Raw genomic sequence first — 13,864 nt, forward strand, 5'->3', positions numbered from 1 at the left:
TATTAGTCATTGCGATAGGTATTCCGTTATCAATCAATAGCTATCGATTGACTCAAAGCAAATTTTGTCGACACCGTTGGTATCGAATCAAGAATCATAAGTTTAAGTTGTCTAATATAGTAAAGGGGGCATTACTGTAATGCACGGCCAAATTTAGTTAATCTAGTTTACATAATATATATTATCGTTAGTTAACATTTAGCGACGTTTGTCAACTACTAAGTTAACAAACAGCTTTAGTAGAAAGTATTATTAACTATTAGTTCATACTTTATCATTAGCAATGACATTTTCTAGTTAACAGATTACTCCCAGTTATTCAATGTAGTTTGAGTTTAATGCTGTTAGTTTTCATGTCAAATCTCAACATTTTTTCATAGGAGCTAAAATTGCTTACAATACACTATTACGACACTATTACGAGTTTCTTTAATTTTATAAACCTAAATTGTTTGCTAGCATGTTACTACAGATAATTTAATCTACAAAGTACAGTTTGTAGATTAATGCTCATTACAAAATAATAAAATAATGACTGTTATACAATCCTTGGTTTCAAGATAAAACCGTATTTTTGCATTTATTGGCATCTATTGACTGGCATTTACTTAAGATGATTGATATTTTAAAGCATATTAGCTAGACACTAATTCAAATCTCTTTGTTCTAATTATTAGATACGACAGGCTTTGACGAGTATCTTACAAACTAAAGCACTAAAGCAACTAATTACACATAAACATACTATCTAATTTTGCTTTCGCTAGGAGAGGCTTAAATTGAATTCATACCATCGCTACCTCATTTCCAAATAAAAAAACACAAACCGCTATAGGCGGGCGTTTGTGTTTTTTCAGTATTACCTTAGATGTTCAATGGAGATTTCGTGTTCCATGTTATACACTTCTGCTACTCTATCTTGTTCACTATTTACGTAATTCAGAATGGTTTGAAGGCTTACTGTTTTTTTCATCACTTCACCATTTGCGTGAACAATAAAACTCTCGTAGGTAATCTGATCATTTTGAATACGATATTCATTTGGTCGTAACTTTATATCACTCTGCTTAGCGTGCTTATTTTCGTACACCAAATGTCGCCCATTTTTTTCAATATATACTTTCCAGCCTGAGGTTGATTCCGCTAATTCATTCCATCTTTCAATAGATTGACTTATCTCTGAATACCCATAAAATATGATTGCTGCATTTAATAGCTGTGGGTTTTTACTAATCTGAGATTGCGTTATTGCTCTCCTACTTTTTACCGCATGCTTAACGCAGTATTTGTGAGATTCATATACGATTGACCCTATACTTTTCTCAATCTGCTTGTGATTAACTAATGTCACTATATTATTGCTTTTATTTAAATCAACTTCATAGTAATGGACGTATGGTTTGTATTTTATTTTTTGGGTGTCATAACTTGGAATATATACACTTTTTCCTAACAGCTGCCCCTTACCATTCACGACGATTGGACTCTTTGTATCTATACCCACTTCTTTAGCCTTAATATAGTAATGTTTATTATTTTGCTTTCTCCGATAAATGGTGATATCAGAATTATCAGGAGCTGCAGGTTTTAAATAATCCTTTACACCACTTTTTTTATTTTCTGTTTTAGCGGTCTTGTAGTATTGATTGCTTACTGTTTTAACTTCCTGTTTTTCTTGATAATGACAACGGACTAATACTGTTCCAAAAACAATTCCCAATCCGACAAGCATCGATAAAGCAATTATTTTCTTTTTCATCTTGGCTATAGCACTCTCCATGATTAGATCTATGTGCAATTACTGATACATTACAATCTTTTTATTTTATCGTCCAACTTAGAAAATTTCTCAATTAAGGGACTTTGATAGTCTGTTGAATCATCAACATACCACCTAGTCATGCTATTAGCAAAGCCCGCATACTTTTTAATTGTTGGTACATCGGTTGCAATAATTATTTTATCCATTTGTCTGACAATTGCTTCTACACTACCATACCCTTTTTTATCTAAGCCATTTGTATAGACATAGTTCAGTATACTTTTAGCACTCGATTTAATGCGCAAGATCCGTTGCGTTTCTATATTACTTAGCTGGGGTGTTTCAACTATGTTCTGTTGATTCATGAGGCCACCAGAATATTTCCAACCTGCTAGTCCAAAATTTTTCTTAGCATTTTTCAATATTTGCTTTAACTCATCCAAATTATCGCATCCGTTTTTAATATATTCATTAACCTCATTTACCATACATTCAAATAGAACATCCAATGGTGTGTATGCTACGACCACATCTCCACCCATTTCAAAAATTTCATCTTCAAATAATAACTCAGTTTGAACAACGGCATAGTTTTTATCTATCGACTGAGGTAAATCATACTTAGACCAAAACATATCATCATCTTTAAATCGAATAGCAAAATTATCAAATTCTACACCCTCTTTTTTAGAAAGATTATCCAATTGATCCGTAAAACGATAATTCTGCAATTGATTACAGAATTCTTGCGTCATCTCTTTTATAACTGCTCTATCTTGTTCAATTACGTATGGCATCACTATCTCCCCGATTAATTTACTACCTTAATTTATGCATTTAATTTTCATTATACCGATAAACAGGTCCATGACGAAACGATTTACTTTTATAAACAAAAAAAACACCGCTTAACGGCAATGAGGTACGTTAAGCAGTGTTTTATTATCAATATTAATATTCTGGAATCCATTCAGCATTCTTTACAGCTGCTTCAACGTCAGGCATTGACTTACGGTTGATTCCTTCGGCCACGGCTTCCTTTGCCACAGCAATCGCCACACGTTCTGACATCTCACGTAGACTTGATACTGGTGGCAAGACTGGTGCACCTGATTGACTTGCATCAACCATACCACCTAATGCATGGGCGGCAGCTGAAATCATGCCATCAGACAAAATACGTGCTTGTGAAACAATCGTTCCTAAACCAAGTCCTGGATAGACGAGCATATTATTGGCTTGCCCGATTTCAAAAGTGACACCATTATATGTCACTGGATCAACTGGAACCCCTGCTGCAACTAAGGCCTTACCATCAGACCATTTAATAATGTCAGCAGGCATCGCTTCATGCAAACGCGTTGGATTTGAAAGTGGGAAAATCTTTGGGTGTGGTGTATTGGCAGTCATTTCTTCAACAATTTCCTTGGTAAACGAACCAGGATTGGTCGATGTCCCTACTAATACCGTTGGGTGGACAGCTTTAACAACGGCTTCCAAATTTGTTAGTGCTTCTGGATGCTCAAATTCTGCACGTGAACGGGCAAATGGACGCTGCTCATCAGTTAAGGTCTCATCATCATCGAACAACAACCCTTGTTTATCGACCATATAGAAACGTTGACGCGCTTCTTCTTCAGAAAGCCCTTGTTGCATAAATTCAGCTAAGACACGGTTTGCGATTCCAGTTCCAGCGGAACCAGCACCATAAGTTAGATAAACTTGATCCTTGATGTCCTCACCAGTAATGGCGAGTGCACCAAGTACTGCTGCTGTGACAACAATCCCGGTTCCTTGAATATCATCATTAAAGGTTGGCCAGTCCGCTTTATACGTATTTAAAATCTTAGTTGCTGTTGAACGACCAAAGTCTTCAAAATGTAGGTACATTTCTGGGAACAATGATTGCGCTGTTTTAACAAATTTATCTACAAAGTTAAAGAAAGTTTCACCGCGATCACGTGGTTGACGGTTACCAAGATAAGCTGGATCATCTAAAAGACTCTGACGATCGGTTCCAGTATCGATAGAAACTGGAAGCACGTGGCTAGGGTCAATACCGGCAGCAGCAGTGTAGACCATTAGCTTACCAACAGCAATATCAACACCTTGCACACCCCAATCACCAATACCTAAGATTCCTTCGGCATCGGTAACCACAAGTAAGTCAATTTCACGGCCATCGGCTGCGTTTTCCAAAGTTGCCTGGATGTTTTCAGGATGGTTGATGTCTAAGAAAGCGGCATTCTGCGGGTTCACAAATAAAGCTGAGTAGTTTTCGATGGAGTCAGCAATTGTGGGATCATAGACAACCGGCATAAATTCGGCCACATGCTTATCCAATAAATTAAAGAACAGCGTCCGGTTTTCGTTAAAAATTTGTGAAAGGTAAAGCCGCTTTTCCAAGTTTGTTGCTTTTGTTTGGTATTGTGCATAGGCTTGATTGGCCTGCTCATCAATACTTTGAACGTGACTAGGAAGTAGTCCAACTAGCCCCAATTCTTCACGTTCAACTTCGGTGAAACCAGTCCCTTTATTTAAAAATGGGTTATTTAATACTTCATATCCACGCATGCTTAATGCCTCCATAAATTATTTTTTATTTAATGTATATCCACATTGTAGTCGCCACCAAAAATTATAGTCAAACCTACATGGTATAATAAGATATACTTATATGAAGCAGGTGCAGTCCATGAACATAAATGATTTATCTTACTTTATTGATTTAGCTGAAACACACTCATTTACAGCCGTCGCCAAGCACTTTGATATTAGTCAGCCCAGTGTGACGTATGCCATTAAACGACTCGAAGAACACTTTGAAGCCCAGTTAATCAACCGGGACCAATCGCATAAAACCATTTCGCTAACTCCCGCAGGTTCAACACTCTATTTGGCTGCACAAAAGATCGTCGCCGAATATCATTTTGCCCAATCTGAAATCAAGCTGCAGACGTAGCAAAAATTGACGCTAGGACTGCCACCAATCATTGCTACCTACTACGCTCCGAAACTCAGTCATTTACTACTTGAACATAATCTTTTAGAACATGTACAAACCATTGAAAATGGTAGTATCGATTTAATTAATAAGGTTAGTCTCGGTCAATTAGATATGGCCCTCATTGGTGCGCCTACACCACCTACAGGACTCGAAAATGTCCAATGTAGACAGATTAGTGCCTATCCCTTTGTACTCATTACTGCAGATCAGACCACTCCAGACCAACTCTCATTCAAAGAGTTAGACCAACAAAAATTTATCCTATTAAATGAAAGTTTTGTTCACAATTCAGTCTTTACCCAACTTAGTGAAAATAGTGGTGTGCACCCTTCTATTTCGTACCAAACGAGTAATCTTACCCTACTAAAGGATTTAGTTCGTCAACACGGTGGCATGAGTTTTATCACTACCCTCGCCCTAACCGATGCCGATCAAGATTTAAAGCAGATTAAACTAACTGACGTAGATTTACCAACTTTTAACATCTATGCTGTAAGTCGCATTCAAGAGCATGCCGACGCCATGACTCGTGAACTTGAGGGACTTATTAACCATCTCGATTAAAAAGACGTCCAACTCTTAAAAGAGTCGGACGTCTTTTTAAATATCATAAGTAAAATTTATACGTAACCGTTAGAAACTGTACTTGTTATCACTATCATTTTCCTTGATATAACGTGATTCTAGTCCTTCAGCTTCAAGGAATTCACGAAGTGGTACAAGGTCTTCAGCTTCGTACTTTTCCTTGTACGCCTTAACAACATCATCACCATAAAGCTTTGGATCCACCTTCAATGTCTCAACCGGAATTGGACGGTCTTGGGTAATCTTAGCATCGACGACGACAACACGTCCTTGCTTATATTGAGTCACAGCTTCTTGCATGACTTCATCAATATCCTCGATTCGACGAACCGTTAATCCAACTGCCCCTTGAGCTTCAGCAATTTTAGCGTAATCAACATCAGTGAAATCAACTCCGAAGTTATATTCATTGGTATCTTCATACTTGTCTTTAATAAAGCCATACTCTGTATTTGTGAAGACAACGTTAATGACTGGTAAATTGTAACGGACATTTGTAACGACATCTGGATAAGTCATTGAGAAGGCACCGTCACCCATCAAATTCCAAACTTGGCGGTTTGGATAAGTCTTCTTGGCCCCAATACCACCTGGCAAACCAATTCCCATTGTGGCAAACAATGGTGATGTACGCCACATGTTCTTTGGCGTCATGTGCAAGTGACGTAGTGACAATTGCGTTACATTCCCAACATCAGTTGAGTAAATGGCATCTTCGTCTGCATACTTATTGATGGCATTATAAACTTGGTAGGCTTGCAATGGTCCCTCAGTCTTATGCTCCAACTTGTCCATATACTCATGCCAGTTTTGTACGTTCTTGATATTAGCATTCCACCAGGCTGATTCTTCAACAGGTGTTACCTTTTCCAAAATTGCATCAATTGCCTCACCAGCATCACCAAGGATGGCAACGTCTGTTTCGTGACGCTTACCTAGCATAGCAGGATTGTTATCAATTTGGATAAACTTATCAACATTTCGGAAAGTTCCTTGTACTTCAGAGAATGGGAAGTTTGAACCAACGAATAACACTGTATCCGCTTCAAGGACCATTTCATTAGCAGGCTTCCAACCAACACGGAAAGTTGAACCAGTTAATCCTTCAAAGTCCCATTCGAAAGTTTCATAGTTCTTACCCGTTGTAATGACCGGAGCCTTAAGCTTGCGTGCTAAATCTTGAACAGCACTTCCATGCCCCATTGTCCCCACACCAGCATAAATAATTGGACGCTTAGCTTGTTCAAGAAGATCAACAGCAGCATCAATTTCTGAATCCAGAACCGGAGCAGAACGATAGTTTTGGAAATCAGCTCCAGAAGAATAAAGTGGTGTTGAGTACAGTGATTCCTCATCAACTTCAGCAAATCCAAAGTCAGTTGGTACTTCAAGGACTGCTACTCCACGCTTGGCGATTGCCGTACGGATGGCGTCATCAACCAAATGAGGTAATTGTTCTGGCGTTGCCACACGACGATTATAAACCGCAATATTTTCATACATTGGGTTTTGGTTCAATTCTTGGAAAGAATCCATATTCAATTCACGCACTGGCTTTGAACCTAGAATGGCCAAAACAGGTACGTTATCCATGGCTGCATCATACAGACCGTTAATCAAGTGGGTTGCACCAGGTCCACCAGAACCAATTGTCACACCCAGCTTACCGCCAAACTTTTTTTGCATTACGGCAGCCATCGCACCAACTTCTTCATGTTTAACTTGTAAAAAGTTAATCTTATTCTCTGGATTACCCATGGCATTCATAAACCCACTTAATGTTCCTGATGGAATCCCATAAATGGTTTCAACACCCCAACCTTCCATAACCTTTAACGCTGCTAATCCTGCTGAAATCTTCTTATCTGACATAAGTAAGCCTCCTTTGATGTAACGCTCTTGTAAGCGCTTTCTTTACTTTATTGTAGCGGATTGTCTGAGTCGTGTCAAGGAAAGTTGACTTAGCATGTGATTTTCAATAAATCATCCGTTAATTGCTGCATTTTAGCAATATTAGTTTGGACATTATCGATATAATAATAACTCTGTGTCCCTTGTTTAGTGTAGTTAATAATTCCAGCCTCCTTCAAAATTTTTAAACCAATGAAACTAAAACAAAAACCCTGATTTAATCTTCATCAGGGTTTTCAGTCGCAGTTTTCAATTGCTTTTTGAGTTGTTCAATTTGTGCATGCAATTTATCATTTTCGTTTGTTAAGGCTTGGTTTTTCTCTTGATTATGCCTGATTGCTGCTCTTAAACGCTTTTCTTTGATTAGATTAGCCGTAGTCCCTTCAGCTAGCCGTGATCGTCGTTCAACATCAGAAATTTGTTCTGATGAAGCCACCGCACGATATAGGTTCGCCTGCTGTTCAAGTCGATCCGCGTATGTCATTTTAGGATCCTGTTCGATGGCCGGTTCCAAACCATTCTTTTTCAAAAACGTAATGAAGTTAGCGAAATTAGCCGCTTGCTTTCGCTCAGGCGCATGCATATCCAATTCTTGTAATAATGCTTCAGGCGACGGGTTTTCATCTAATCGTTCTGGCAAAACATATGGTAACCCATGAAACTCAACAAGCTCTTGCATCCGCGCATCAATGGGAATCGTCACACTGGGTGTTCCGGCTAACGTTGCTGCGACATTTCCATGGAAACGCGTTCCAATACTAAAATCCGCATGCTTCATTTCGTTAATCCATGTCGGTGCATTTAAAAAGAATTGGGCTTCTCCACTCGCATACGCTGGGTCATGAATATTTGATGGGTAATGATTGATTGAAGACGTTGACCCACCACTATATAACAATTTAAACTCATCATACTCCTGTGGAATATAGCTAACATGTGCATAATCACGGTGTAAGTTGCTGATATAATCCATCGTTTTTTCTGGCGCACTCTTCGAAATATTAGTTTTAAATCGACTCGATTGTAGACTAAAATCTGCTCGTAGGTCCCTAATTTTTAACTGAGGACCGAACGCGTACATTGAGGGGCAACCAATCACCACATGATCCTCACCCTGCTTGAATCCAAGATTATTCAGATATTGCGCCGTAATGTCACCACGCAGGCCCACTACACTAGACTTCTCCAAAACTGCAGCTACAAAATCACGTACAATATCATCATATTCAAAATGTAAATCTGCTTCTGCAACACCATAATCTGCTCTTACCCCCATACCAATGAGATAAACTGGTATTTTCAAAGCCCGAATAACATTTGTTAGTGCCTTTAGCGTCGGCATAAAGTCTGGGCGGATTGCGTCTGCAAGGGCAATGATATAACCGTCATAATTTGTGTTAATGTCATCTACTTTGCTCATGCTGACAACATATTCATCACTTTCAATCGTGACATCCGGACTCACTAAATTACGAAAAATACCGTAGGCATACAACATATTTCCTGAATTTGTGCCGATGAAGTCACGAGCAATTAAGTCACCCGGGGTTTTATATTCAAGCGGATGTAGTCCACTTCTCATGAGATATTTTTTCATAGCATGCATCTCCATTTTTCGCTCAAACGTTCATGAATTCAATTCAATAGGTAAACGTTGCAAAGTATACCACAATCGAAACATCAAAAAAACAACCTTACCCGGAGATAAGATTGCCTTTGATGTTTTATTTCCCATCCAAGAATGGAAGTGACTTTGCTAAATTCAAAGCTGAACGTAATTCATTCTTTACCTTCTTCTTTGCCTTTGTTTTAAGTTCTTCTAAATCTAGTGATGGTTGAGTATTTTTCACAATGTTTTCAGCCACATTTGCATCTGTAACCATGCGTACTAATCCCTTGTTAGCTGAAATGTAACCAACTGATGTGCGTAGACGTGGCACACCTCCAATGTTCCAATCGATACCATCAACCGTAAGAATACTTCCCTTTTCAAGGGTAAACTTACTTTGCGCACTTTCAACCCACTTTACACCAGCATAGGCATATTGTGTTTTTAATAGCTCAACCTTGAACGGTGCTGCTTGTGTTAGTTTAAGGTACTGGTTCAAGTTATTGATTGGGAAAACATTTGTAACTGCTGGAATATTTGTAACTGGCACACCTTCTTTAATTTGTAATTCTTTGAAGGCATCACGCGCACTTTGCGGTGACTGACACAATGACATCCCAATATTCTTTGTTTTAGTTCGTAATTCTTCAATAGACTTACATGACGTTACATCTGCTCGTGTTAACACTGGCGCAAATGCACGTGCTTTACCATACATCGCCAAATTATCCTTGTATTGCGCAAAGACAGATGAAATATATGGATCGAATGGGTGTCTGAAGTAGTACTCAAACTCACTTTCACCAACAAAACGATCAAAGCGATCAGGATCATCGACATTTAGCTCGGCATAATCCTTTGCAAAACGCTCAATGTTTTCTGAAATGGCTTGGTGTGAGTCATTTTCCTTAGGAATAAAGATTGGTTCAACGCGACCGTCAACCCGCTTATAACCAGGGATACTCTCATATGGTGTCGTTGCAAAGATAGATTCAAAATCGCTAAAGTTCGCTGGCATTTGTGTGAAACGATGACGAATTGATTCCCCAGTTGTCTCAGTGAAATTACGAACATAATAGAATGGATTTGGAACATCCTTTCCAGCGGCATCCTTTAACAAACGAGTCAAAGTATCTTGCGTATAACCACGACCCCAGAACTCAATAAAGGCAAACTTTTCGTCAAAATTGATTTCTTGCTTCAAATAATCTGTAACGATTGGTCGGCGCTCTGCTGCAATCTCGAGCAAGCGGTTCTTATAAGCCTCTGATTGACTAAAGATTTCACGGATTCCCACTGCAATATCACCAGTCAACGTTGGTTCATTTCGATAACCCTCTAATTCAGGCAAAATTTGCAACAATTCCTCTTCTGGCAATTGGCTTGACTTCACCATATCATCAAAATCATCCATCACTGTAAACATACCGAATGGTGTGAATGAAGCTGGATCGACCTCATCAATAAATGACGCCACACGCCAAGCTTTACGAGATCCGTAAATAAACTTTGCTTTGATGGGTAACTGTTCAGTTTCAATCAAGACGTCCGCAATTTGCTTCAGGTAGTAACCATCTCGTGAGATAAAGTACACGGTTTGATATCCGCGTTCAATCGCATCACGCAAAGCCCAGTTTACATATGGCACAAATGTTGGTCCTACGAATGAATATGCGTAATATGATGGCGCATCAAATTGCATCTGCTTTGGGTCAATCAATTCCCAACGACGACGTTCGAATAAGGTCGCTAAACGATACGCATCATAGGCAACACTCCGGTCAGCAGTGTCCACAAAATAGCGTTCATTCGGAACAAAGTCAGCCATATCATGATTGTACGTTTGAATGCCTAATCGACGTGGCACGGTTCCATCAGCTTCCTTATTATCGCCATAGTGGACCCACTTTTGATAATGGTAATCAATATCAAAGAAAATATAGCTAAAGAGGCGTCCCGTTGACTTTTGATAACCAACTGAACTTGAAACGTACATTGGAATATCAGCTAAACGTGAATCAGCACGTGTCACCATTGCTCTGATAACGTGTTCAGGCAAATACATGTCTGAAATCAACATCACATCATTTCCAGCTTCTTTTAACTTAAAGAGTAAATCAATACGCTTTTGAATTGGTTGCACTGCATCAATTTCATATTGTGCTTCCGTTTCAGCCAAGAACTGTACTTGTGCATCACTTAAGTTGAAGTTCGCTTGTAATCGTCCGAGAATATCCTGAAGCGTTACTTCAATTTTATCAGTATCACGTTCATAAGTTGTCTTTCTAAAGACATCACGCTCATCTGCTTCTACTTGCTTACGAACTTTCGTATAGTTTTCAAGCAAGTAACTTGAGAATGGTTCATCAGTATAATTGACCATTGCCGATTGAACCTTCGCAAAAATGCTATTAGGTGAAAGCGCATCACGTTGAATCAACGTATCAAAAATATCAAAGGTGTGTAGTTCTGGAAAGTGCTCATGCTTAGGTTGTGCTTCATCTGCCGCACGAATCAACTCTTCGATGGAATGGTTTTGCTCGTACTTGAAGAAGTAGTCCATCAAATATGACTTATTTTGAATTGGTTCAATGTCTGTATCAAATGTTTGCAATAAGCCTTCAAATGACATGACAATATCTCCACCCGTCAATTCGAAGTAATCACCAATAAGTTCAGAATCATTCACGTATTGTTCATAATCCGGAATATAGCGAATAAACTTACTTACACCACTTTCCAACAAGTCATAAAAGATTGATGAATAATCGACGACACCAACCGTGATTTTGTCAAAGATTTCGTATACATCATATTGGTCATTCCAAAAGTAAATATTTTTATCATCTGCAAATTGCTTAGCAGCTTGTAAATATTCTGGATCTGCTAGCATGAATGGATGGAGCTTCAATATGAAGAGATTGTTATGCTTGGCCATCTTCTCTGAAATTGCCCCCAAGTCAGGTAATAACGTCTTAAATGAACCATTCACGTTTGTGAAGCGATACGTTGGTGCAAACAAATAAACCTCATCGAAATCATCAATGAAATCAAGTGCGCCTTTGTCCGTCCGCATACCCGGTTCACGATACACACTATTACGTGGGTATCCACCACGAATAATTTGATCTTCCGTCAATCCCATATCCGCCTCAAAGTGGCTCTCCATTGCCGGTGAGGTAGCCAAAAACTTCAGATTGTTGCGATATAAGGCATAGTTACGCGCATATTTACGCACGATACTTTCTGCAAGCGTTGAATCAGGTCCAAGCCCCAATTCAATATGCTTTAACCCGACACCATGCCATAAATTAAGGATAATGGCATCTTCATTCAAAGATGCTGGATAGCTTTCACGGAAATTCTCAGTGACGTACACATCGGCATCCTTAAACAATTGTTCTGCTTTATTTGATTGCGCATATGTTGCCTTGTAACCAAGACGGGCAACCATTTGTGCCTCTTCTTTTGTATCAGCAATCCACCAAACTTCGTGTGTTTGAGCATTATGTTTTTGCATATACATCAGCAAAGCCTTTGGATTTCCTTGCCATTTATATGTTCCAAATAACCAGAGTTTCATTTTTATGTCCTATATCCCTCTATAACAAAATCAAGAAAACTGTCTAAATCTCTCTCGGATGATTATACACTATAACGTTTACATTTAAAACACGATAGTCCCGCATCGTACGTCCATCAATAATTGCAATCGTATGGAAATGTATAAATGATTCACGCCAATTCAAACTACTTTAAATGACCAAAATCAGTTTCCAATGCATCTACAAAACGCGCTGATGCTTGACCATCTAAATCATCAAAATAAAAATCAAGAAAATCCTGTAACTTAGTTTGGCTCTGATTGTCACTATTTTCAATTGCTTGAATCAACCCCGGCATATTAGCCGTAATCGGACCCGGCACGAAATCTTCATACTTGACATAAAAGTCTCGCGTGGCTCGATATTCGTCTAAATCCGGTGCAAAAAAGATTGATTGACGCTTTAGTAAACTATATTCAAAGATGACTGATGAATAATCGGTAATCAGCAAATCTGTGGTCAATAGCAAATCATTGATCTCACGTGAACTAGAAACATCATAGAAGAAATCCGAATAGACCTCCGGAATCGGCACCGCTTCTTTAATAAATGGGTGCATTTTAAATAAGAACACGTAACCTAATGGCGCTAACGCATCATGGAGGGCTTTAAAATCTAACCATTCGTACGGATAGTAGGCATTTGACTGCCCACGCCCACGAAAAGTTGGTGCAAATAGAATGACTTTTTTATTTTGAATGAATGTTAATTTTTCTTCTAATTCTTGCACAATCGCGCTTTTTTTCTCGTCATCAAAGAAGAGATCCGTACGCGGCACCCCTAAGGGACACACCCGATTTTCATCAATGCCAAATCCCTCCGCATAAAACGGTGCGACATGCTTTGAAGAAACAATCGCTTTTGTGTAATTTCGGTGATTTTTAGATTTTGGATCAGGTCCATCAGGTAACCCAACTCGGCTAAAGCCAAATTTTTTAAAAGCTCCCACCGCATGCCAAACTTGAATAAGTTCAGCGTTTTTACGAATCTTGAGTGGATAGACGAGCGGATAAAAATCATCAACTAGCACATATTTACTGGTACCAATCAGCCATGCAATTTTGGTGTACATCCAAAATGACTTAGCTTGATAGTTGGTACCATTCAAGGCAAATGCCATTTTGAATGGGTCGTCACGTCGGTTAATTTCATTGACGATATATTCAAAATTACCTGACAAACTTGATCGAGAATCCGACAAGAAAGCCACGTGGTTTTGGCGTACTGGTACAACCGATTTAAAAATCACATAGATTACTCTAAAATAAAGTTTTTTTACGCGCTGATAATATAGATTCAATTTATCCGAAATTTTTTTCAAGTTCATCCTCGTACCCCTCTCAGTAATACAAAAAGTGTCGTTTTTGTTTGCACAAAAACAACAC

9 protein-coding genes are annotated in these 13,864 nt (G+C 38.7%); 2 read left to right on the plus strand and 7 right to left on the minus strand.

Features of this window, described 5'->3' with window-relative positions; genetic code table 11:
• Positions 1-859: 859 nt before the first annotated feature.
• From IE337_RS04410 to IE337_RS04420, 3 genes are all read right to left on the minus strand, one after another.
• On the minus strand, positions 860-1,759 hold the full coding sequence (locus IE337_RS04410) for a hypothetical protein (RefSeq protein ID WP_191135934.1): 900 nt from the start codon (positions 1,757-1,759) through the stop codon (positions 860-862).
• 50 nt (positions 1,760-1,809) lie between these two features.
• On the minus strand, positions 1,810-2,559 hold the full coding sequence (locus tag IE337_RS04415; protein ID WP_191135935.1) for a hypothetical protein: 750 nt from the start codon (positions 2,557-2,559) through the stop codon (positions 1,810-1,812).
• 154 nt (positions 2,560-2,713) lie between these two features.
• Positions 2,714-4,336: a malolactic enzyme gene (locus tag IE337_RS04420; protein WP_191135936.1), complete on the minus strand. Its 1,623-nt coding sequence runs from the start codon at positions 4,334-4,336 to the stop codon at positions 2,714-2,716.
• Between the two features lie 121 nt (positions 4,337-4,457).
• Between IE337_RS04420 and IE337_RS04425 the strand changes: the two genes are divergently transcribed.
• Together IE337_RS04425 and IE337_RS04430 are read left to right on the plus strand one after the other, a co-directional pair.
• Positions 4,458-4,724: a LysR family transcriptional regulator gene (locus tag IE337_RS04425; RefSeq protein ID WP_191135937.1), complete on the plus strand. Its 267-nt coding sequence runs from the start codon at positions 4,458-4,460 to the stop codon at positions 4,722-4,724.
• 6 nt (positions 4,725-4,730) lie between these two features.
• Positions 4,731-5,333: a LysR substrate-binding domain-containing protein gene (locus IE337_RS04430; RefSeq protein ID WP_191135938.1), complete on the plus strand. Its 603-nt coding sequence runs from the start codon at positions 4,731-4,733 to the stop codon at positions 5,331-5,333.
• A 69-nt stretch (positions 5,334-5,402) separates the two neighbouring features.
• Here IE337_RS04430 and spxB read toward each other — a convergent pair whose 3' ends face one another.
• From spxB to IE337_RS04450, 4 genes are all read right to left on the minus strand, one after another.
• A complete protein-coding gene (gene spxB / locus IE337_RS04435) occupies positions 5,403-7,226 on the minus strand; it encodes a pyruvate oxidase (protein ID WP_057743719.1) in 1,824 nt (607 codons plus the stop codon).
• Positions 7,227-7,482: 256 nt separating this feature from the next.
• Entirely contained in the window at positions 7,483-8,862 is a 1,380-nt protein-coding gene (locus tag IE337_RS04440) for a polysaccharide pyruvyl transferase family protein (RefSeq protein WP_191135939.1), read from the minus strand.
• Between the two features lie 127 nt (positions 8,863-8,989).
• A complete protein-coding gene (locus tag IE337_RS04445; RefSeq protein WP_191135940.1) occupies positions 8,990-12,457 on the minus strand; it encodes a CDP-glycerol glycerophosphotransferase family protein in 3,468 nt (1,155 codons plus the stop codon).
• 167 nt (positions 12,458-12,624) lie between these two features.
• Positions 12,625-13,806, minus strand: coding sequence for a CDP-glycerol glycerophosphotransferase family protein (locus IE337_RS04450; protein WP_191135941.1), 1,182 nt, complete (start codon positions 13,804-13,806; stop codon positions 12,625-12,627).
• Positions 13,807-13,864 lie beyond the last annotated feature (58 nt).

Source organism: Weissella viridescens, from assembly GCF_014789145.1.
Lineage (GTDB): Bacteria > Bacillota > Bacilli > Lactobacillales > Lactobacillaceae > Weissella > Weissella viridescens.